The 20,837-nt window shown below is 69.9% G+C and carries 16 protein-coding genes; 10 read left to right on the top strand and 6 right to left on the bottom strand.

What is annotated here, in order from left to right; translation table 11 throughout:
• The first annotated feature begins 22 nt into the window (after window positions 1-22).
• From EBL85_RS03035 to EBL85_RS03020, 4 genes are all read left to right on the top strand, one after another.
• Window positions 23-787: a hypothetical protein gene (locus tag EBL85_RS03035; RefSeq protein WP_123142130.1), complete on the top strand. Its 765-nt coding sequence runs from the start codon at window positions 23-25 to the stop codon at window positions 785-787.
• Between the two features lie 86 nt (window positions 788-873).
• Entirely contained in the window at window positions 874-1,503 is a 630-nt protein-coding gene (locus tag EBL85_RS03030; protein WP_123140608.1) for a ParA family protein, read from the top strand.
• A gap of 154 nt (window positions 1,504-1,657) precedes the next feature.
• Window positions 1,658-2,188: a hypothetical protein gene (locus EBL85_RS03025; protein ID WP_123140609.1), complete on the top strand. Its 531-nt coding sequence runs from the start codon at window positions 1,658-1,660 to the stop codon at window positions 2,186-2,188.
• A gap of 24 nt (window positions 2,189-2,212) precedes the next feature.
• The gene (locus EBL85_RS03020; RefSeq protein WP_123140610.1) at window positions 2,213-3,109 is read left to right on the top strand and encodes a 5'-nucleotidase; all 897 of its coding nucleotides are present in this window, start codon (window positions 2,213-2,215) and stop codon (window positions 3,107-3,109) included.
• A gap of 5 nt (window positions 3,110-3,114) precedes the next feature.
• On the opposite strand, the gene EBL85_RS03015 is transcribed toward EBL85_RS03020, so the two are convergent.
• Entirely contained in the window at window positions 3,115-3,870 is a 756-nt protein-coding gene (locus tag EBL85_RS03015) for a hypothetical protein (protein ID WP_132229792.1), read from the bottom strand.
• A 284-nt stretch (window positions 3,871-4,154) separates the two neighbouring features.
• Here EBL85_RS03015 and EBL85_RS03010 point away from each other — a divergent pair, with 284 nt between their 5' ends.
• Complete coding sequence (locus tag EBL85_RS03010; RefSeq protein WP_123142128.1) at window positions 4,155-4,898, top strand: lytic transglycosylase domain-containing protein; 744 nt, start codon at window positions 4,155-4,157, stop codon at window positions 4,896-4,898.
• Here the strand turns inward: EBL85_RS03010 and EBL85_RS03005 are convergent.
• Window positions 4,866-6,959 (bottom strand): EAL domain-containing protein, encoded by a 2,094-nt coding sequence (locus tag EBL85_RS03005; RefSeq protein ID WP_123140613.1) that lies wholly within the window; start codon window positions 6,957-6,959, stop codon window positions 4,866-4,868. The two genes, EBL85_RS03010 and EBL85_RS03005, sit on opposite strands and share 33 nt — an antisense overlap.
• Before the next feature lie 104 nt (window positions 6,960-7,063).
• Complete coding sequence (epmB, locus tag EBL85_RS03000) at window positions 7,064-8,122, bottom strand: EF-P beta-lysylation protein EpmB (RefSeq protein WP_190288029.1); 1,059 nt, start codon at window positions 8,120-8,122, stop codon at window positions 7,064-7,066.
• Between epmB and efp the strand changes: the two genes are divergently transcribed.
• The 5 genes from efp to EBL85_RS02975 all read left to right on the top strand — a co-directional run bounded on the left by efp (window position 8,121) and on the right by EBL85_RS02975 (window position 15,668).
• A complete protein-coding gene (gene efp, locus EBL85_RS02995; RefSeq protein WP_025275289.1) occupies window positions 8,121-8,693 on the top strand; it encodes an elongation factor P in 573 nt (190 codons plus the stop codon). The genes epmB and efp overlap by 2 nt on opposite strands.
• Window positions 8,690-9,685 (top strand): EF-P lysine aminoacylase EpmA, encoded by a 996-nt coding sequence (gene epmA, locus EBL85_RS02990; RefSeq protein ID WP_123142127.1) that lies wholly within the window; start codon window positions 8,690-8,692, stop codon window positions 9,683-9,685. The genes efp and epmA overlap by 4 nt, the downstream gene beginning before the upstream one ends.
• A gap of 82 nt (window positions 9,686-9,767) precedes the next feature.
• Window positions 9,768-13,706 (top strand): ATP-dependent RNA helicase HrpA, encoded by a 3,939-nt coding sequence (gene hrpA, locus EBL85_RS02985; RefSeq protein ID WP_123142126.1) that lies wholly within the window; start codon window positions 9,768-9,770, stop codon window positions 13,704-13,706.
• 37 nt (window positions 13,707-13,743) lie between these two features.
• Entirely contained in the window at window positions 13,744-14,631 is an 888-nt protein-coding gene (locus EBL85_RS02980; RefSeq protein ID WP_123142125.1) for an ABC transporter ATP-binding protein, read from the top strand.
• A gap of 5 nt (window positions 14,632-14,636) precedes the next feature.
• Entirely contained in the window at window positions 14,637-15,668 is a 1,032-nt protein-coding gene (locus tag EBL85_RS02975; protein WP_123142155.1) for an ABC transporter permease, read from the top strand.
• Window positions 15,669-15,939: 271 nt separating this feature from the next.
• On the opposite strand, the gene EBL85_RS02970 is transcribed toward EBL85_RS02975, so the two are convergent.
• From EBL85_RS02970 to EBL85_RS02960, 3 genes are all read right to left on the bottom strand, one after another.
• Entirely contained in the window at window positions 15,940-16,344 is a 405-nt protein-coding gene (locus EBL85_RS02970) for a septal ring lytic transglycosylase RlpA family protein (protein WP_123140618.1), read from the bottom strand.
• Window positions 16,345-16,519: 175 nt separating this feature from the next.
• Entirely contained in the window at window positions 16,520-19,150 is a 2,631-nt protein-coding gene (locus tag EBL85_RS02965) for a glycosyltransferase (protein WP_123140619.1), read from the bottom strand.
• The gene (locus EBL85_RS02960) at window positions 19,147-20,718 is read right to left on the bottom strand and encodes a glycosyltransferase family 39 protein (protein WP_132229802.1); all 1,572 of its coding nucleotides are present in this window, start codon (window positions 20,716-20,718) and stop codon (window positions 19,147-19,149) included. The genes EBL85_RS02965 and EBL85_RS02960 overlap by 4 nt, the downstream gene beginning before the upstream one ends.
• Window positions 20,719-20,837 lie beyond the last annotated feature (119 nt).

Genomic DNA, 20,837 nt, shown 5'->3' with positions numbered 1-20,837 from the left:
ACCATCAGGAGGAGCTGACGTCATGCGGTTGAAACAATGGATGCAGACGGCCGTCGCCCTCGGCGCCGGTCTGGCCGCGATGGCCCAGGGGGCCTCGGCGGCGACCGAGTTCTCCGCCGAGATGCTCGGTCGCGCCCCGGACGGGCAGACGACCTCGGGGCGGATGTATGTCGGCGACGGACGGATGCGCGTCGAGATGACCCGCGAGGGGCGGGAGATGGTGCGCATCGTCGATCGTGACCAGGGGCGCGAGTGGTTGCTGCTGCCGGCGCAGCGCGTCTACATGGAGCGCAGCCTCCCGCCCCAGGCGGGCAATGATCCGCTGCCCGCGCCCTCGGCCGAGCGCAATCCCTGTGCCGGGCTGCCGGAGATGAACTGCCGGCGCGCCGGCGAGGAGACCGTCGGCGGTCGTGCCGCGGTCAAGTGGGAGATGACGATCAGCCGCGACGGCCAGACCCTCACCGGCGCCCAGTGGCTCGATGTCGAGCGCGGACTGCCGCTGAAGTACGAGATGCCCGATGGTCGGCGCATGGAGCTGCATCTGGTCGGCGAGGAGCGGCTCGACGGGCGGCAGGTCGAGAAATGGGAGGTGACCGCCAGCGCACCGAACCAGCAGCCGACCCGGACCTTCCAGTGGTTCGATCCCGAGCTGGGGCTGGCGGTGCGCGAGGAGTTCCCCGGGGGTTACGTACGCGAACTCGACGCCATCCGCGTCGGTCCGCAGCCCGATCACCTGTTCAGCGTCCCCGAGGGCTATAGCCGCGCCGAGCCACAGCAGCAGCGCTAGGGAGGAGGCGCCGCCGGGCGTGGCGGCGCAGCCCCGCCCGGTCCGCCCGGTCCGCCCGGGGAGCAGTCGTTGAGGAGTTGTGCAGCATGATCACCATCGTCGGCAGTCTCAAGGGTGGCTCGGGCAAGAGCACCGTCACCTTCAATCTTGCGGTGTGGCTGGCCATGGCCGAGCGCCGGGTGCGGCTGATCGATGCCGACCCCCAGGCCACCCTCAGCGACGTGCTCGAGGTGCGCCGGGAGGAGGGGTTCGATCCGGCGCTGGCGGTCGAGCCGCTGGCCGCGCTCGATGATCCCGCGCTGGGCGAGGCCGATGAGGTGCTGATCGATGTCGGCACCGCCGACATGGCGGCGATGCGCCGGGCGCTGGCGGTGTGCGACCGGGTGCTGGTGCCGGTGCAGCCGTCGCAGGCCGACATCTGGTCGGCACAGCGCTACATTCGGCTGATCGCCGAGGAGGGGCTCGCGCGCACGCCCGAGATCCTCGGTTTCATCAACCGCGGTGATACCCACCACGCGGTGCGCGAGACCGCCGAGGCCGCCGCCGCGCTGGTCGCGCTCCCCGGTCTCCGTTTCATCCGCCCGCGCCTGTCGCAGCGCACCCTGTTTCGGCGCTCCTTCAGCGAGGGGCTGGCGGTGTTCGAGCTCGAGCCCCGGGGCAAGGGCGCGCGCGAGTTCCTGGCGCTGGCCGCGGCGCTCTACCCCGAGCTCGTCTGAGCCAGCCGACCGGCTTCGTACGGTACTTGGCCGTTTCCACTGGGATCGTCCGTGTTGCCCGTCGCGGCAATTCTGTTAATCTCGAAGATCAGCGTTCCGAGCCGGTCGTCCGGCCCTGGCCGGTGGACAATCACAACGAGCAGTCTGTCTCATCATGGCCGATCATCAGAACCCAGCGGGCGAGGAGGAGGCGCGGGGACGCGCCGGCAACGAGACCATCGACGAGGTCGCCGCCGAGTCGCACCTCAACGCCTACGCGATCGAGCGCCTCTCCCAGGCCTTCGAGACCAGCGCCAAGCGCTGGGAGCTGATCGTCTACCCGACCCTCTTCGCCTTCATCATCCTCGCCGCCTACGGCTTCTATCTGGTGTTCAGCCTTGCCAAGGACGTGCACTATCTGGCGATCAGCGTCGACACCAACATGACGGTACTGGCCAGCAACATGCAGTCGATCTCCGACAACATGGGCCAGATGACCGCCACCATGCGCAACATGGGCATCGGCGTCGACTCGCTCGCCCATGACGTCAACACCCTCGAGCCGATGCTCGACAGCCTGCAGTCGATGGACCGCGCGATGCAGCACATGACCTACTCGACCTCGTCGATGCGCAACGACATGGCGGTGATGAACCAGAGCATCAGCCGGCCGATGCAGTTCATGAACTGGTTCATGCCCTGGTAGCGGGCTGTCGGGATGATGACGGAGATGGATGAGGTGCGGCTGGTGGTGGCGATCTCCTCGCGCGCGCTGTTCGATCTCAGCGCCTCGCACCGGGTCTTCGAGGAGGAGGGCGTTGACGCCTACCATGCCTACCAGATTGCCCACGAGCAGGAGATCCTCGAGCCCGGCGTGGCCTTCACCCTGGTGCGCAAGCTGATGAGCCTCAACGACCTGCTCGGTGATCGTGGCCGGGTGGAGGTGATCCTGCTCTCGCGCAACAGCTCCGATACCGGGCTGCGGGTGCTCACCTCCGCTCACCAGCATGGGCTCGATATCGAGCGCGCCGCCTTCACCGGGGGCGAGAGCCCCTATCGCTATGTCGCCGCCTTCGGCGCCCATCTGTTCCTCTCGGCCGATCCCACCGATGTGCGTCTGGCGCTCGATGCCGGTTGCGCCGCCGCGACCGTGCTGCCGAGCAGCGCACCCGCGCACGGCGACGACGACGCCCAGTTGCGCATCGCCTTCGACGGCGACGCCGTACTGTTCTCCGACGAGGCCGAGCGACTCTATCGCCAGCAGGGGCTGGCGGTGTTCAACGCCAGCGAGTCGGCCGCCGCCCACGATCCGCTGCCGGGCGGGCCCTTCAAGGGGTTTCTGGTCGCGCTGCATCGGCTGCAGCGGCTTTTCCCGGCCGCTGCCGCGCCGCTGCGTACCGCCCTGGTGACCTCGCGCGGCGCGCCCTCGCACGAGCGGGTGATCCGCACCCTGCGCGCCTGGGGGATTCGGCTCGACGAGTCGCTGTTCCTCGGTGGGCTCGGCAAGTCACCCTTCCTCGAGGCCTTCGACGCCGACATCTTCTTCGACGATCAGGCCGAGCACTGCGAGGCGGCGCGGTTGCGGGTGGCCACCGGGCACGTCCCGCACGGCGTGGCCAACGGTTGAGCTGCTCAGCCGGTGCGCCGCCGTGACCAGGGGGTCAGTGCGGCGAGACCGAGCCCGATCAGCACCCAGGGGGCAGGGGTCGGGATGCTGCCCGATGGCGCTGCAAAGGTCGCGAAACCGGTAGCGATCAGCGGCGGCGTGGTGCCGGTCAGCTCGCCGAGCAGCTTCGACGAGCCGATACCGTCGAAGACCCCGCCGGCGATGCTCTGGACCCGCAGCCCGATGCGTTGATCGGTCAGCGCCGCGCTGCTCAGTCCGGGCAGCACCAGGTCGAAGGTACGCTGCTGCTGGAAGCCGTCGCGACCGCCGTTGAGCCCGAGCAGCAGGCCGATATCGAAGCCCGTCGCCACGCCGCCACCGCCATTGAGGTTGTTGCCGCCGCCGAGGCTGCCGATCGCGTCGGCGTCGAACCAGGCATCGAGTACGCCTCCGCTCGGGAACACCTGGCTGGCATCGTCGGCGAGGCTCGCGGTCGCACCGCTGGTGTCGAGACGGGTGAACGTGGGCACCAGCGCGGGATCGGCGAGATCGAACCAGAGGGCGAGCAGGTCGGCCTGGGTCAGCCCCGGATTGACCGGATCGGAGACATCGAGGGTGATGCGGATGCGGTCGGGGCCGAGATCGCTGACCCGTACCTCGGCGAAGAAGCCGCCGCCGTTGGTGAAGTCCTCGATCCTGGTGGTGATGCTCCCGGCGGTGGCCGGAGCGATTCCGCCGAACAGCAGGGTCAGCGCGAGCAGCAGGGTGGTGTTGTGCATCATCTCGGCCCTCTCCGACAGGTCAACCTGCCCGTTGGGTGCCCGCGCCATGTCGTCGTCGGTGGCGCGATGCGGTGTTGGTCGGTGCGTCTCCGGAAACAACAAAGCATGAACTGGACCAGTTTTTATGTCGTTGTTTTCATTGTTTGATGATCGGGGCAGCATGATCGCTTGACAAGAATCCTGACGTTTCTTGTCAGTTTTGTCCGCGTTTGTCTGGACACCCCACTGTCGCCCTGTCTATGCTCGAGAACCCCGTCCTGCGCTAGCGAACGAGGTCCCGTGTCATGTGCCGCTGCCCCCATGCCGTGCTGCTGATCCTGCTGCTCCAGGCGCCGCTGCCCGTGGTGGCCGACGAGACGGCGCGCTATGCCGAGCTGGCCGGGCGCATCGCCGATGGCATCGGACTCGACCGGGATCTGGTGCAGGCGGTGATCGCCGCCGAGTCGGCCTATGACCCGGACGCGGTCTCGCCGGTCGGTGCGGTCGGCTTGATGCAGGTGATGCCGGAGACGGCGCGGGACTATGGCGTCGAGGGTCAGGCCCGTCTCGCTGAGCCTGCGACCAACCTGGCGACCGGGATGCGCCATCTCAAGCGGCTGCTCGAGAAGTACGACAACATCGGCCAGGCGGTGATGGCCTACAACGCCGGCGAGGGGGCCCTGGCGCGAGGCGGCGGGCGGGTCGACTACCCCGAGACCCAGCGCTACACCCATCGGGTGCTCACCGACTATCTCGGACGCAAGGGCGTTGCACCCTACTCGGAGGCAGCGCGCGCGCTGCTCGGGATCGAGCTGTCCCCGGCGATGGCCCGGGCCGGGGGCGAGCGGCGCGCTGCGCCCGGTGCTCGCGCGTACCGCGTTGCGTCCCGAGATGGCGGCGCGGCATGCGGCCGCGAGCGCCACGCTCGCCGCTCGTCGGGACGGTGCGCAACGGCTCTCCGCGCCGCGCCTGAGACGCGCGCCGCCGGGCTATCTGCGGGCGCCGCCGACGGCGCGCTAGCCGCCGCTGGAGACCTCCAGCGTCGGTGAGGGGCGCTGCAGGAAGTTGCCCTGCACATAATCGACCCCGGCGGTCCACAGCACCGTCAGGGTGCGCGCATCCTCCACCCCGGTGACCACGCTCTTGATGTTGAACTCGCGCGCGAGGTTGGCCAGCTCCATCACCCGTTTCTGCTTCTGCTGATCGTCGGCCAGACGCTGGGAGAAGTCGGGCATCAGCAGCACGAAGTCGAGTGCCAGCCCCTGCAGCAGCATCTCCGGGCGTTCGGCCATGCCGAAGCGATTGATCGCCACCCGGCACTTGATCTTGCGCAGCGCCTCGACCAGCTTGCTCAGGCCGGCGAGGTTGGCCGCGACCAGCGCCTCCTGGAACTGGAAGGTCAGCCAGTTGCCGCGCACGTCGAACTCGCGCATGCAGTCGCAGATCCACAGCACAATGCTGGGGTCGCGGAAGGTATCCTCGGAGAGGTTGATGAAGAAGCTGATGTTGTGACCGGCGCGACGCTGTTCGCTGAGTGACTGGATGGCGGCGCGGATGGCCCACTTGTCGATGCGCTCGATCAGCCCGCGACGGATCGCCGGACCGATGAAGTCCTTGGCCTCGAGCATGTCCTCGTCCTCGTCGAACAGCCGCACCAGGACACTGTAGTGCTCCTGGTTGTCGCCCATCAGACTGATGATCGGCTGATAGACCAGACGGAACTGGTCGTGCTCGAGGGCGTACTCGATGCGTTCGGCGATCTGCTCATCACCCTCCTCGGCGCTCTGCTTGGTGCGCGAGGCGAGCGAGGTCGGCTTGCCCATCCCGCCCTGACCCGGGCCGCCGGCGAGCAGGCGCAGACAGCGCTGATGAGCGAGGTTGACGATGTCGCTGGGTTCGCGTGCGCGTAGCTCCACCAGCACGTGGGCGACGACACAGTCGGCGGCCTCGTCCTCACGCTCGCCATTGCGCCCGCGCTGGAGACGGGCCTCGTGCTCGATCCGGGCGGTGATCTGCTCGACCGTGGTGGTGTCGAGTCCGTCGATCAGCAGCATGAAACCGTCGTCGCTGACCTGCGCCAGCATGCCTCCGGCATGATCGGCGAGGATGCCCTGGAGTGGTTCGCGCAGGCCCTCGATCAGCGTCAGTGCGGTGGTCAGGCCGAGGTCGCGCAGCAGTTCGGCGCGGCCCTTGATCTGGATGAAGAAGAGCGCGAAGGGATGCCTGGGGCGGTGCTCGGCATCGAGTCGCGCGGCGATGGCGGCGATCATCTGCGCGCGCCCCGGCATCGCCTCGGCGCTGTGGTTGTCGCTCTCGATGAGCGGCGCCGCCGCGCCCGCCGCCGGTCGCACCAGGATGCGCAGACAGGGCTCTTCGTCGATCTCCGAGCTGGCCGCGCGCAGCCGCGCGGCGAAGGGCCGACGGTCGGCGCCCTGGCACTGGGTGTCGAGCTCGGCGCCGTCCTCGCGATCGGAGTACTCGACCGCGCGCAGGAATTCGCGCACCCGGGGGCGTTGCTCGGCGGGGATCAGGTCGAGGAAGGTGGCGCCGGCCAGCGCGTCGGCGTCGGCATAGCCGAACAGCGACAGATAGGCGGCATTGGCGTGCAGGTGCAGCCCCTCCTGGACGAAGGCGATGGCGTCCAGGCTGCCCTCGATGAACTCGCGCGCGCGGCGCTCGCACTGGCGCAGCCGGGTGGCGAGCGCGCGTGCCTCGCGGCGCTGGTAGAGATCGGCCAGCTCGCGCTTGGCCACCAGCTGGAGGTGCTCGGGGTCGTCGCGCCGGACCAGATCGCGGGCGCCGCCGCGACGGGCGCGAAGCGATTCGGTCGCGTCGCTCTCGGGGCCGGTGATGACGATCAGCGGGGTGTCGCTGTCGAGCCTGCGGTGGGCGGCGAGGGCCGCTTCGAGATCGATGTCGCGGTCGTGGGCGCAGCACAGCACCAGATCGCAGGGGGTGCGTGCGAGCAACTCGCCGAGTCGCTCCACCTGGGCGCTGACCATGCCGCGCGCCGCGATGCCCGCCTCGCGCAGGGTGGCGACGAGGCGCTCGGCCTCGCTGGACTCGGCGGTCAGGATGAGCAGTGTGACGGCTGGATTCGGGGCAGGCATGCTGGGCGACCGGTTTCAGGAACGCAAGAAAAGGCTTGCATCGATTATCGGGGTTTGCGCCGCCGATGAAAACGACCGTCGACCCAGTGATGGCTTCGGCGGCCTCAGATCTCGTCGCCGACGGCCAGCGGCAGCTTGGCGACGGCGCCGGGGCGCTCGCGTACCAGACGCGGCACCAGATAACCCGGCAGCCGGGCGCGCAGCGTCGCGACCAGGGCGCGCGCCTCGGTGTCGTCGACCTGGAAATGGGCGCCGCCCTGGACCCGGTCGAGCTGGTGCAGATAGTAGGGCAGGACACCACAGCCGAGCAGCCGCTCGCTGAGCGCGCACTGTGCCGCGACGCCGTCGTTGACCCCGCGCAGCAACACCGCCTGGTTGAGCAGCATCGTCCCGGTCTCGCGCAGTCGCGCGAGCGCGGCGGCGGCCGCCTCGCCGAGCTCGTTGGCGTGGTTGGCATGGATCACCACCACCGTCTCCAGCCGGCTCCTTGCCAGGCGGGCGCAGAGCGCCTCGGTGATCCGTGCCGGCAGCACCACCGGCATCCGGGTGTGCAACCGTACCCGCCGTAGCTGGCCGATCGCCTCGAGCCCGTCGAGCAGGGCGTCGAGACGATCATCGTCGAGCATCAGCGGGTCGCCGCCGCTGAGGATCACCTCGTTGATCGACCCGTCGGCCGCCAATCGCGCGAGCGCGGCGCGCAGGCGGGTTTGGCCGGTCTCCGGGGCGGCGTGCGGGTAGTGACGGCGGAAGCAGTGGCGGCAGTGCAGGGCGCAGGCGCCGGTGGCGATCAGCAGGGCGCGACCGTGATACTTCATCAACAGCCCGTCGCCCTGGTCGGCGGCGGCGTCATCGACCGGGTCGGCGCTGAAGCCGGGCACCACCACGCGCTCGCGGGCGAGCGGCAGTACCTGACGCAGCAGCGGGTCGTCGGGGTCGCCGGGGCGCATCAGCGCGACGAACGCACGCGGCACCCGCAGGCCGAAGGGGCGCGGGTCGGGATCGAGCGGCGGCAGTCGGTCGCGCTCGAGGCCGAGCGCGTCGAGCAGGACGTCGGTCTCGGTGATCGCTTGACGCAGCGCCTGCTTCCAGTCGCGGGTCTGACAACCGCTATCGCTTCGCGGTAAGATCGTAAAGTTTAACTCTCGATTAATTGAGGATGACATGGCGACTTACAGCACGAATGAATTCAAGGGCGGGCTCAAGATCATGCTCGACGGTGATCCATACACCATCGTCGAGAACGAGTTCGTCAAGCCCGGCAAGGGGCAGGCCTTCAACCGCGTCCGGGTGCGCAATCTCAAGACCGGTCGCGTGGTGGAGAAGACCTTCAAGTCCGGTGAGTCGGTCGAGGCGGCCGATGTCCATGATACGGAGATGCAGTATCTCTACAACGATGGCATCGAGTGGAACTTCATGGACCCCGACACCTTCGAGCAGCTGATCGCCAGCGAGCAGGCGGTCGGCGAGGCGGCGAAGTGGATCAAGGAGCAGGACCTCTGCAAGGTCACGCTGTGGAACGGCGTGCCGCTGTCGATCGAGCCGCCGAACTTCGTGGTGCTCGAGATCACCGAGACCGATCCCGGCCTCAAGGGCGACACCTCGGGCGGCGGCGGCAAGCCGGCGACCCTTGAGACCGGCGCCGTGGTGCGCGTGCCGCTGTTCGTGCAGACCGGCGAGCTGATCAAGGTCGACACCCGCACCGGCGAGTACGTCTCGCGCGCCAAGGAGGCATGAGCCCCGCCGCCCGGGACACGGCCGCGACAGGGCTGCCGTGGCGCCCGTGCGCGACCCGCGAGATGCTCGAGGCGCGCGCGGCGATGCTCGCGCGCATCCGCGCCTTCTTCGCCGCCGCCGGGGTGCTCGAGGTCGAGACCCCGCTGCTCTCGCGCGCGGCGGTCACCGATCCGGCGCTGACCAGCCTGGCGGTGCGCCCCGGTACCGGGGTCGCCGGGGGCTATCTGCACACCTCGCCCGAGTTCGCGATGAAGCGCCTGCTGGCCGCGGGCTCGGGGCCGATCTACCAGATCTGCAAGGTGTTCCGCGACGACGAGCGCGGGCGCTGGCACCACCCCGAGTTCAGCCTGCTCGAATGGTATCGCCCGGGCTGGGACTATCAGCGCCTGATCGACGAGGTCGCCGCGCTGGTGCGCGCCGCGCTCGACCGCCCGGCGCTCGCCGTCGAGCGGGTGAGCTATCGCGCGCTGTTTCGCGACGGGCTCGGCATCGACCCTTGGGACACCTCGGTGGCGGCGCTGCGCGACTGTGCGCGCCGCGTCGGGATCGGCGGGGTCGAGGGGCTGGAACTCGACCGCGACGGCTGGCTCGACCTGCTGCTCAGTCATCGGCTGGAGTCGGGGCTGGGGCGCGGTCGGTTGAGCTTCGTCCACGATTATCCGCCGAGCCAGGCGGCGCTGGCGCGGGTGCGCCCGGGCGCGGCCCCGGTGGCCGAGCGCTTCGAGCTCTATGTCGAGGGCGTGGAGCTGGCCAACGGCTTCCAGGAGTTGACCGACGCCGCCGAGCAGCGCGCCCGCTTCGACGCCGACCTCGACTGGCGCCGTGCCAACGGGCAGGCCGAGGTGCCGGCCGATGTGCATTTCCTCGCCGCGCTCGAGGCCGGGCTGCCGGAGAGCGCCGGGGTCGCCCTCGGGCTCGATCGGTTGCTGATGATCGCCACCGGCGCGCCCGACATCGACGCCGTGCTCGCCTTCCCGGTCGAGCGCGCCTGAACCGCCCGGGCGGTCGCCAGCCGGCGACCTGTCCGGTGCTGTTATCCTCATCTTCCTTGCCAAGTCCGTCGACATCAACGCCTTGACCGAGCAATCGTTCCCCGCCGATTCCGAACTGGAGCGCTGTCTGCTCCAGGACCGCCCGACCCTCGGGCGCCGTCTCAAGGGGCTGCGCCGCCGTGCCCGCGCCGGTCAGCCCTTCGAGCGCGGTCTGCACGCGCTGTGGCAGCGCCTGCGCGCCTCGCAGGCACTGTGCGAGCGCCGTGGCGCGCTGGTCCCCGCGATCGACTATCCGCCGGCCCTGCCGGTCAGCGAGCGGCGCGAGGAACTCGCCGCGCTGATCCGCGAGCATCAGGTGGTGGTGGTCTGTGGCGAGACCGGTTCGGGCAAGTCGACCCAGCTCCCCAAGCTCTGTCTCGATCTCGGTCGCGGCCGGTTCGGGCGCATCGGTCATACCCAGCCGCGGCGCATCGCCGCGCGCAGTCTGGCCGCGCGGGTGGCGCAGGAGCTCGGCGGCGAGGTCGGCGCCCTGGTCGGCTACAAGGTGCGTTTCCACGACCGCGTGCGCCCCGAGACCGCGATCAAGCTGATGACCGACGGCATGTTGCTCGCCGAGGTGCAGCAGGATCGCGATCTGCGCGAGTACGACACCCTGATCATCGACGAGGCCCACGAGCGCAGCCTCAACATCGACTTCCTGCTCGGCTATCTGCGCGGGGTGCTGGCGCGGCGCCCTGAGTTCAAGCTGATCGTCACCTCGGCGACCATCGACCCGCAGCGCTTTGCCGATCACTTCGCCGACGCCGCTGGAAATCCGGCGCCGGTGATCGAGATCTCCGGGCGCACCTACCCGGTCGAGGTGCGCTACCGTCCGCCCGAGTCGCCGCATGCCGGCGAGCGCGACGAGTCGATGCAACGGGCGATCTCGGACGCCGTCGGCGAGCTTGCCGCCCAGGGTCCGGGCGACGTGCTGGTGTTCCTCTCTGGCGAGCGCGAGATCCGCGAGACCGCCGAGACCCTGCGCAAGCATCACCCGCCCTCGACCGAGATCCTGCCGCTGTTCGCCCGTCAGGGGCCGCGCGAGCAGGCACGGGTGTTCCAGCCCCACAGCACCCGTCGGGTGGTGCTCGCCACCAATGTCGCCGAGACCTCGCTGACGGTACCGGGCATCCGCTATGTGATCGACCCCGGCTTCGCCCGTATCAGCCGCTACAGCCACCGCACCAAGGTGCAGCGGCTGCCGGTCGAGCGCATCTCGCGCGCCTCGGCCGACCAGCGCAAGGGGCGCTGCGGGCGTGTCGCCGAGGGCATCTGTATCCGGCTCTACGAGGAGGAGAGCTTCGCCGAGCGCGCCGCCTTCACCGAGCCGGAGATCGTGCGCACCAACCTCGCTGCGGTCATCCTGCAGATGAAGCTGCTCGGTTTCGGCGCGATCGAGCGCTTCCCCTTCATCGATCCGCCCGACGGGCGACTGGTGCGCGACGGCTACCGCACCCTCGAGGAGCTGGCGGCGATCGACGCCGCGGGCGAACTCACCGAGCTGGGACGACGGCTGGCGCGGCTGCCGGTCGATCCGCGCATCGGCCGGATGCTGCTTGCCGGGGCCGAGCGGCGCTGTCTGCGCGAGGTGCTGATCATCGCCGCGGCGCTGAGCGTGCAGGACCCGCGCGAGCGCCCCCACGATCAGCAGCAGGCCGCCGACGAGATCCACGCCACCTTCGCCCACGAGCATTCCGACTTCCTCGGCTTCGTCAATCTCTGGACCTTCCTCGAGCGCGAGCGCCATGCGCTCTCGTGCAACAAGTTCACCAAGCTCTGCCAGCGTCACTTCCTCTCGCCGACCCGGGTGCAGGAGTGGCGCGATGTTCACGCCCAGCTGCGCGAGCAGATGCTGGAGATGGGCGACAAGGAGGACAGCACCGAGGGCGGCGAGGAGCAGATCCATCGCGCCCTGCTCAGCGGGCTGCTCGGCAACATCGGCTTTCGCGATGGTCAGCGCGAGTATCTCGGCGCGCGCAACAGCCGTTTCCACCTCCACCCCAGCTCGGGGCTCTTCGCCCAGCCGCCGAAGTGGGTCGTCGTCGCCGAGCGGGTCGAGACCACGCGCCAGTACGGGCGCACCGTGGCGCAGGTGCAGCCGGCCTGGATCGAGGAGGCCGGGCAGCATCTGCTGCAGCGCAGCTACAGCGAGCCGCACTGGCAGTCGCGCGCCGGTCAGGTGGCGGCCTTCGAGCGCGTCACCCTGTTCGGCGTCACCCTGGTGGCGCGCCGGCGCGTCAACTACGGCCCGATCAACCCCGGCGAGGCGCGCGAGATCTTCCTGCGCTTTGCGCTGGTCGAGGGCGACTTCAGCACCCGCGCGCCCTTCTGGCGGCACAATCAGGCGCTGATCGAGGAGATCCGCGCGCTCGAGGCCAAGTCGCGCCGCCGCGACATCCTCGTCGACGAGGAGGCGATCTACGCCTTCTATGCCGAGCGCGTGCCCTCGGGCATCTACTCGCGCCCGCAGTTCGAGCGCTGGCTGCGCGAGGCCAGCCGCGACAACCCCAAGCTGCTGCACATGGGGCGCGCCGATCTGATGTGTCACGATGCCGCCGGGGTCGATGCGGCGCGCTTCCCCGACGCGCTCGCCGTCGGCGCCGCGCGGCTGCCGCTGGCCTATCACTTCGAGCCCGGCAGCGATGACGACGGGCTGACCCTGTCGGTACCGGTGGCGCTGCTCAACCAGGTCTCGGCCGAGCGCCTGGAGTGGCTGGTGCCGGGGCTGCTCGGTGAGCGCATCGAGGCGCTGCTGCGCGCGTTGCCGAAGTCCATCCGCCGCTCGCTGGTGCCGATCCCGGACACCGCCGCGCAACTGGTCGCGCGGCTCCAGCCCGGCGACCGGCCGCTGCTCCAGGCGCTCGGCGAGGCGATCCGCGCGGTCAAGGGGGTGCACGTCGCCGAGGACGCCTGGGACCCGACGGCGGTCCCCGAGCACCTGCGGATGAAGATCCGGGTGCTCGGCGACGAGGGCGCGACCCTGGCCGTCGACAGCGACCTGGCGCGGTTGCGCCGACGTTTCGCCGCGCACGCCGAGCAGGGCTTCGCCGATCTCCCCGACCCCGGGCTGGAGCGCGACGGCCTCACCCGCTGGGATTTCGAGGCGCTGCCCGAGCGCGTCGAGCTGGAGCGCGGCGGGATCCGTCTGAGCGGTTTCCCGGCGCTGGTCGATCAGGGCGAGACGGTGGCGGTGCGGGTGCTCGACGCCGAGGCGCGCGCCGCCGCGGCGCATCGTCACGGGGTGCGACGGTTGTTCGCGCTGCATCTCGGCCAGGAGCTGCGCCAGTTGCGTCGTCAGTTGCCGCAGCTCGATCGGATGCGGCTGCAGTACGCCAAGGCGCCGCAGCCCGAGTCGGCCGACGGCGAGGAGGGCGCGCGACGACTGCGCGAGGCCGATCTCGCCGAGGCGCTGATCGCGCGCGCGCTCGATCGTACCTTCCTCGCCGAGGACGACGCGCCGATCCGCACCCGCGCCGCCTTCGAGGCGCGCCTGGCCGAGCGCCGCGGTGCGCTCGCCGCCGAGACGCGCGCGGTGTGCGCGCTCGCCGGCGAGATCCTCGACGTCTACCAGCGGGTGCGCAAGACGCTCGCCGGGATCAATCAGATCAACTGGATGCATGCGGTGCTCGACATCCGCGCCCAGCTCGACGCCCTGGTCTTCCGCGGTTTCCTCGATGCCGTGGCGCCGGAGCGGCTGCGCCACTACCCGCGCTATCTCAAGGCGATCGAGCAGCGTCTCGACAAGCTGCCGCTGGGCGCTGCGCGCGATCGCCAGTGGATGAACGAAATGGCCCCGCTGCAGTCCCAGTGGCGCGAGCGGATGGAGGCGGCGCGCGCCGCCGGTCGCGACGACCCGCGCCTCGACGAGATCCGCTGGCTGCTCGAGGAGTTGCGGGTGTCGCTGTTCGCCCAGCAGCTCGGCACCGACGGCCCGGTCTCGGTCAAGCGCATCCGCGCGCGCTGGCGCGAACTCGGGTTGTGAAACAGACGGGCGTGGATGCGATGAAGGAGCGTGAGCAATGACGACGCCACTACTCGAGGCGTGCGAGCTGGTCAAGGTCTATCCCGGTGGCGTGCGCGCCGTCGCGGGCATCGGCTTCGCTGTCGGCGCCGGTGAGTGCTTCGGCCTGCTCGGCCCCAACGGCGCCGGCAAGACCACCACTCTGGAGATGCTCGAGGGGGTGCTGGCACCGAGTGGTGGCGAGGTGCGCTATCGTGGCCGGGCGCTCGACGCCGGTTATCGCGAGGTGGTCGGCATCCAGTTCCAGGCCACCGCGCTGCAGGACTTCCAGCGCGTCGGCGAGGCGCTGGAGATGTTCGCGCGGCTCTATCGGCGCAGCGCCGATCGCGACGAGCTGATCGCGCTCTGCGACCTCGAGCCCATCCTCGGGCGCGACACCCGACGCCTCTCCGGCGGTCAGCGTCAGCGCCTGCTGCTCGCCATCGCCCTGGTCAACGACCCCGAGCTGATCTTCCTCGACGAGCCCACCACCGGACTCGATCCGCAGGCGCGCCGCAACTTCTGGCGGCTGATCGAGCGAGTGCGCGCGCGCGGCACCACCATCGTGCTGACCACCCACTACATGGAAGAGGCCGAGCGGCTGTGTGATCGCATCGCCATCGTCGACCACGGTCGGGTGATCGCCGAGGGTACGCCGGCGGCGCTGCTGCGCGCGCACCTGCCGGCGGCGGTGGTGCGGCTGCCGGCGGCGGACTGGCCGGCGGGGCTGGCGCTGCCCGAGGGCGCGCGCCGGGTCGACGAGACCCTGGAGATCGCCACCGCGCAACTGGCCCCGGTGCTCGCCGAGCTGGCTGCCAGCGGCGCCGACCTCGATGCGCTGCGGGTCAAGGCGCCGACGCTCGAGGACCTGTTTCTGAAACTGACCGGTCACGCACTGCGGGGGTGATGACGATGTGGCACCGGATCCTTGCCGTGCTGGTGGCGCGCAATCGCGAGTTCTACCGCGATCGCGCCGGCCTGGGGTGGAACGTGGTGATGCCGCTGGTGATCGTGGTGGCGCTGGCGGCGATCTTCCGCGCCGGCCCCGAGCCGGTGTTCAAGGTCGGGGTGCTGGGCGAGGGGGGCGCCGCGTCGCTGCCGCTGCTCACCCTCGAACACGTCGAGCAGGTGGCGGTGAGCGACCCGGCGGCGGCGCGCGCCAAGGTCGAGCGCCATCAGCTCGACCTGGTGGTCGATCTCACCAGCGAGCCGCCCGGCTACTGGGTCAACGACGACTCGCCGAACGGCTATCTCGCCGAACGACTGCTGCTCGGCGGGCAGGGCGACGCGCCCGCCGAGACGGGCCCGGCGCTCGAGGTCGAGCGCCGCGCGGTCAGCGGCGCGGCGGTGCGCTATATCGACTGGGTGCTGCCCGGGGTGCTGGCGCTCAACCTGATGTTCTCCAGCCTGTGGGGTGTCGGCTGGGTGATCGTGCGCTATCGCAAGAACGGGGTGCTGCGCCGGCTCAGCGCGACCCCGCTGCGCGCCGCCGAGTTCCTCGTCGCCCAGGTGCTGTCGCGGCTGCTGGTGGTGCTCGGCTCGACCCTGGTGGTCTATCTCGGCGCGTCGGCGTTGATCGACGTGCCGATGCACGGCTCCTATCTCGCCCTGGCGCTGGTGTTCGCCTGTGGCGCGTTGGCGATGATCAGCCTGGGGCTGATCGTCGCCGCGCGGCTGCGCACCGAGGAGCTGGCCGACGGCGTGCTCAACCTGCTGGTGTGGCCGATGATGCTGCTCTCGGGGGTATGGTTCTCGCTGGAGGGCACCAGCGCGCTCGCCCAGGCGGTGGCGCCACTGCTGCCGCTGACCCACGTGGTCGACGCCGCCCGTGCGGTGATGATCGACGGCGCCGGGGTCGTCACGGTGCTGCCCGAGCTGGGCATCCTGCTCGCCTTCGCCGCCGCGCTGCTGGCGATCGCCGCCCGGCTGTTTCGCTGGGAGTAGAGCCGCCAGCCACCAGCTGCCAGCCGCCAGGAAGTTTGAACCGCAAAGCCGCAAAGAGCGCGAAGATTCAAGTTTCGGGCGATCGGCCTTCAGTCGCCAGCGGGTGTGCGCCTTCGACCACGGCACCGCCCGCTGTCAGCCGTGGCGCATGATCCAGACAGCGGTCGTTGAGCGCAGCGCCGCTGGCGGCTGAAGGCTGGTCGCTGGAGGCTATTTTCCCCTTCGCGCTCTTCGCGGCTTGGCGGTTCAATCCCTTGATCGCTGGTCGCTCTTACGACCCGCGTCGGCCGGGCACGCTGAGGATCTCGACGCGGACCCGCGCCAGTCCCTTGTGGAGCATGTCGAGCTTGGCGGCGGCGGCGCGCGAGAGGTCGATGATGCGGCCCTTGATGAAGGGGCCGCGATCGTTGATCCGCACCACGATGCTCTTGCCGGTGGCGGTGTCGGTGACGCGCACCTTGGTGCCGAGCGGCAGGGTCTTGTGCGCGGCGCTCAGTCGGTTCTTGTCGTACGGGGTGCCGCTGGCCGTCGGTAGCCCGTGGAGGCTGTCGTGATAGTAGGAGGCGATGCCTTTCTGGACGTCGCCGGGGGTGACCTTGGCCGAGACCTGGGCCGCGGGGAGGACGAGCAGCGCGGCGAGCGCGCCGCTACGGAGGATGCCGGGGATTCTGTGCATGAGGCCAACCTGATTCTGTTGTATTGCGGCGCATGGATACCCCGTCCCGCGCTGGTGTGCGGGACGGGTGAGCGCCGTGATTCAGAGGTTGGCGCGAGTCTATAGGGAAACCACCTAGGGGTAAACCCTTAATCCGCTCGGGCGGATGCTTCCGCCGTGTCCCTGGGGCCGTCCATCAGGTCGCCGAGGTGTCGTCGGAGGGCTGCAGTCGTTCGCACTCCATCGTCCCCATCGGGCCGACCAGGCGTGCCGGCAGTCGCGGTGCGGCGCTGATCAGCGAGACCACCACCGAGGCGAGATAGGGGATCGACTGCACCAGCAGCACCGCCGCCCAGATGCGCACGTCGAGCATGTAGCCATCGTCACGCAGCAGCACCAGCACCGCGCCGAGCCATAGCGCGACCACGAACAGCGCCTCCTCGCGGGCGTCGAGCAGGGCGCGCACCGCGGCCGGCGCGCTGGCGAGCTTGGGGGTACGGAAGAAACCGAGCCTGCCGCTGGCCAGGGCGCCGAACATCGCCCGCGAGATGGTGTGCGAGAGCGCCAGACCGGCGAGGCCCGCGGCGAGGCTCTGGCGCAGGGTGGCGGTGACGCGGCGGCGATAGAGGAAGAAGCTCTTCGACATCTTGAAGCCGAACATCACCAATGGGACCAGGGCGACGGTGATATAGGGCGGGGTGACCTCGCTCGGGAACATCACCATCGCCACCGTCCAGCCGAGCGCGGCGAGGTTGAACAGCAGGTTGATGCCGTCGGCGAACCACGGCAGCCAGCCGGCGAGGAAGTGATAGCGCTGCCCGGCGGTGAGCGCGGTCTTGCGCAGCCCGAACAGCTCGCGCCAGTGGTGGATGAGGATGCGCACCGCGCCGTAGGCCCAGCGATAGCGCTGTTTCTTGAAGTCGGAGAAGGTGTCGGGCATCAGCCCGCGGCCATAGGTGCAGGGGATGTAGAGGGCCTTGTGGCCGGCCTCGAACACCCGCAGCCCGAGCTCGGCGTCCTCGGTGATGCACCACTCCGACCAGCCGCCGTCCTCGAGCGGTCCGCGCCGGATCATCGTCATGGTGCCGTGCTGGATGATGGCGTTGCGCTCGTTGCGGGTGACCATGCCGATGTGGAAGAAGCCGCGATACTCGGCCATGCACATCGCCTTGAAGGCGTTCTGGTCGGCGTCGCGATAGTCCTGCGGGGCCTGGACGATGCCGACCTCGGGATCGGCGAAGGCCGGCACCAGGTCGCGCAGCCAGTTCGGCGAGACGATGTAGTCGGCGTCGATCACCGCCACCACCTCGGCGTCGGGATGGGTGTGGCGCAGCGCAAAGTTGAGCGCGCCGGCCTTGTAGCCCTCGAGTGGCGCGACGTGGAAGAAGCGGAAGCGCGCGCCGAGCCGTGCGCAGTGTGCCTCGACCGGGCGCCACACCGCCTCGTCCTTGGTGTTGTTGTCGATCACCAGGACCTCGAAGCGCGGATAGTCGAGCGCGGCCAGGGCATCGAGGGTCTCGATCAGCAGCTCCGGGGGCTCGTTGTAGGCCGGGACCTGGACCGAGACCAGCGGCAGTGCGTCATCGGGCAGTTGGTGGCGCGGGAAGGCGCGGCGCCAGCGGCGCAGCCACAGCGATTCGGCCCACTCGTGCGCCTCGGCCGAGACCAGCACGATCACCCCGACGCCGCCGAGCAGCAGCAGGATGCCGACGACCGCAGTCGCCGGGGTCATGTACTGACGGGTGTAGTCGTAGACGATCCACACCGCGGCGGTGGAGATGGCGTAGGTGACGATCGCCAGGAACCCCTTGCCCTTGCTCGACAGGGTGGCGCTGTCGCGATAGAGGAAGGCGAGCAACAGCACCGCCATCAGCACCGAGAGCGCGGCCAGCTCCTGCCAGTCGGGGATGCGCACCACCGGCTGGGTGAGGGTGAACTTGGGCTGGCGCTCGACGTCGTAGACGCCCCAGTAGGTGCCGATCGAGCCCTCGATCTTCATCTTCCAGGGCTGATCGAAGGCCTCCATCACGTAATAGACGTAGCCCTCGGCCTCGGCGTGGGCGAGGAAACGTCGCAGGAAGCGGGTCTGGTTGGCCGGCGAGGGCTCGGCGCCGCGGTTGCGCCGGCCGTTGCTCGGCCAACCGACCTCGCCGATGATCACCTGCTTGTCGGGGAAGGCGGCCTTGACCTGTTCGTAGCGCGAGATGGCGTAATCCACCGCCTCGTCGTAGGGCACGCCCTCCCAGTAGGGCAGCAGGTGAATGGTGATGAAGTCGACGTGTTCGGCGAGCTTGGGATATTTCAACCAGACGTGCCAGGGCTCGGCGGTGCTCACCGGCAGCCAGGTGGTCTTGCGCACCTGGTCGAGATAGTCCATCAGCGTCGCCACCGAGACGTCGCGGCGCAGGATTGCCTCGTTGCCGACGATCACCCGCACCACGTTGCGATAGCCCTCGGCGAGCACCTGGTGCAGGCGTTCGAGTTCGCGCTCGTTGACCTCGGTGTCCGGGCCGACCCAGGCGCCGAGGGTGACGTTGAGATCGTGCGCGGCGGCCAGCCGGGGCACTGCCGCCAGGGTGTCCTCGACGGTATAGGTGCGCACCGCATAGGCATCGCCCTGGAGCAGCGCCAGATCGGCGTCGATCTCCTCGACCGAGGGGTAGATGTGCTCGCTGGGGTCGTCGTCGGCGTGCATCGGCGCGAACGAGAAGCCCTGGATGCGAGAGGGCCAGGGTGGCTCGTCGTCGGGCTGGTTGAGCAGCGCCCAGGCGGCGATGGTGAGCAGGGCGATCAGGATCGGGATGAGGAAGTTGCCGGCGCGTCTCATCGGCTGGCTCCGCTGTCTGGGGTTGGGCCGGCCTCGGGCGTGGCAACGAACCACTGCCAGGTCGGCGCGATCGGGGTGATCCGGTGGGTCGGTGCGAGCTGCGCGCGCAGCGACTCGGAGGGGGTGAGCAGGTAGTAGGTGCGCTCCGGCGCGGGCGTGATCGCGGCCGGGTCGGCGAGCTGTCGCAGTCGGGTCTCGGGGGCGAGCTGGTGGGCGAGCGAGAGCAGCTCGCCGGCGCTCACCCCGCTGGGACTGGCCAGCACCTCGACGCCTGTCGCCTGGCGGTTGATCCGCTCGGCGATGGCGGCGTTGTCGGCGCTGAACTGCTTGGTCCGCCAGGTCTCGGCCTCGAGGATGGCGTGCTGCGAGCCGAGCCCGAGCGCGAGCAGCAGGAGCAGCGCCAGGGCGGCGACGTGAGCTGTCGGTCCCGCGGCCTCGAGCGCCCGTCCCAGCGACCAGGCGAGGATCAGGCTGAGCGCGAGCAGCGCCGGCAGCGCGTAGCGCAGGTGCAGCGAGCGGCTGCCGCCGAGGACCAGGTCAGGCCCGAGCACGATGCCCAGATGGACCAGGATGGTCGCGAGCAGGAGCCTCACCGCCGCGCCGGGGGCGGTGACGACGAAGCGCCACAGCGCCCAGACGAGGGTCATGAGCAACAGCCCCACCGCCCAGCCCGGCAGCCGCGTCGGGCCGAGATCGACGAAGGTGTGCATCAGGTGATCGCGCCAGGCGGCGAGGATGCGTGCGCCGTCGATCGGACGCTGCATCCAGGCGGTGAACTCATCGATGCGCTCCGGGGCGAAGGCCATCACCGCCACCCAGGGCAGGAACAGCACGCCTGCCGTCACCACTGCGATGAACCAGCGTCGCCACCGCTCGCGTCGCGCCAGAACCACCAGGGCGTGTACCGGCAGCATCAGTACGAAAAGCAGATGGGTATAGAGCCCGAGGGTGAGCAGCGCACCGTAGCCCCACCAGTCGCCGCGCCGGTCGTGTCGGCAGGCATGCAGCAGGGCCGCGCTGGCGGCGACGACGAGCAGCAGCCAGAGCGCGTACTGGCGCGCCTCCTGGGCATAGAGCAGTTGCACCGGGGAGACGGCGACCAGGGCCGCGGCGACCCAGGGCGTGAGCCCGCGACCGCCGAGTTCGCGTGTCAACCAGAACACCGCCGGGACCAGCAGCACGCCGAAGAGTGCGGCGAGCCCGCGCAGGCCCACCACCGGGTCGGAGGCGAGGCCGCCGGCGACGCGTCCGAGCAGGTAGTAAAGCGGGGCGTGTTCGGGGTGCGAGGCCAGTGCCCGCAGTGTCGCCGCCCAGCCGAGCGCGGGGTCGGGGCGCTGGAAGCGCAGCAGCTCGGCGGCGCTGATCGGTTCGGCGGCCTCGAGTGCCGCCTGCAGCGCCTCGAACGGATGACCGAAGATCCGCAGCAGGGAGAAGGTCTCGTCGTGCCAGACCGGCAGCCCGGCGAGATCGAGCGCACGCGCGCCGCTGCCGAGCAGGATCACGACCAACAGGGTCAGGCGTAGCAGGGTGGCGCGGGACATCGGGCTGGAAGCGGATGGCAGGGGCAAGGCTTGATCGTCCTGATGACGCCTCGTCGGGCCAGGGGTCGGCGCGCGTGGCACGAGGCTGCCACCGGGTGCGCCGGTGAATGATAACGCGTTCGCGCGCCGGCGCCGATGATTCGGGT

The organism is Marichromatium sp. AB32, assembly GCF_003718675.1.
Taxonomy (GTDB): domain Bacteria; phylum Pseudomonadota; class Gammaproteobacteria; order Chromatiales; family Chromatiaceae; genus Marichromatium; species Marichromatium gracile.
The sequence above is the reverse complement of the archived record's forward strand: the minus strand, read 5'-3'. Positions and strand labels throughout refer to the sequence as shown.

Coding starts and splice junctions, on each gene's coding strand:
- epmB (WP_190288029.1), bottom strand. CDS start 8,122: ATGTCATCCTCAATTAATCGAGAGTTAAACTTTACGATCTTACCGCGA.
- EBL85_RS03035 (WP_123142130.1), top strand. CDS start 23: ATGCGGTTGAAACAATGGATGCAGACGGCCGTCGCCCTCGGCGCCGGT.
- EBL85_RS02980 (WP_123142125.1), top strand. CDS start 13,744: ATGACGACGCCACTACTCGAGGCGTGCGAGCTGGTCAAGGTCTATCCC.
- EBL85_RS02970 (WP_123140618.1), bottom strand. CDS start 16,344: ATGCACAGAATCCCCGGCATCCTCCGTAGCGGCGCGCTCGCCGCGCTG.
- EBL85_RS02975 (WP_123142155.1), top strand. CDS start 14,637: ATGTGGCACCGGATCCTTGCCGTGCTGGTGGCGCGCAATCGCGAGTTC.
- EBL85_RS03030 (WP_123140608.1), top strand. CDS start 874: ATGATCACCATCGTCGGCAGTCTCAAGGGTGGCTCGGGCAAGAGCACC.
- epmA (WP_123142127.1), top strand. CDS start 8,690: ATGAGCCCCGCCGCCCGGGACACGGCCGCGACAGGGCTGCCGTGGCGC.
- EBL85_RS02965 (WP_123140619.1), bottom strand. CDS start 19,150: ATGAGACGCGCCGGCAACTTCCTCATCCCGATCCTGATCGCCCTGCTC.
- EBL85_RS03005 (WP_123140613.1), bottom strand. CDS start 6,959: ATGCCTGCCCCGAATCCAGCCGTCACACTGCTCATCCTGACCGCCGAG.
- EBL85_RS03010 (WP_123142128.1), top strand. CDS start 4,155: ATGTGCCGCTGCCCCCATGCCGTGCTGCTGATCCTGCTGCTCCAGGCG.
- EBL85_RS03015 (WP_132229792.1), bottom strand. CDS start 3,870: ATGATGCACAACACCACCCTGCTGCTCGCGCTGACCCTGCTGTTCGGC.
- efp (WP_025275289.1), top strand. CDS start 8,121: ATGGCGACTTACAGCACGAATGAATTCAAGGGCGGGCTCAAGATCATG.
- EBL85_RS03020 (WP_123140610.1), top strand. CDS start 2,213: ATGGATGAGGTGCGGCTGGTGGTGGCGATCTCCTCGCGCGCGCTGTTC.
- EBL85_RS03025 (WP_123140609.1), top strand. CDS start 1,658: ATGGCCGATCATCAGAACCCAGCGGGCGAGGAGGAGGCGCGGGGACGC.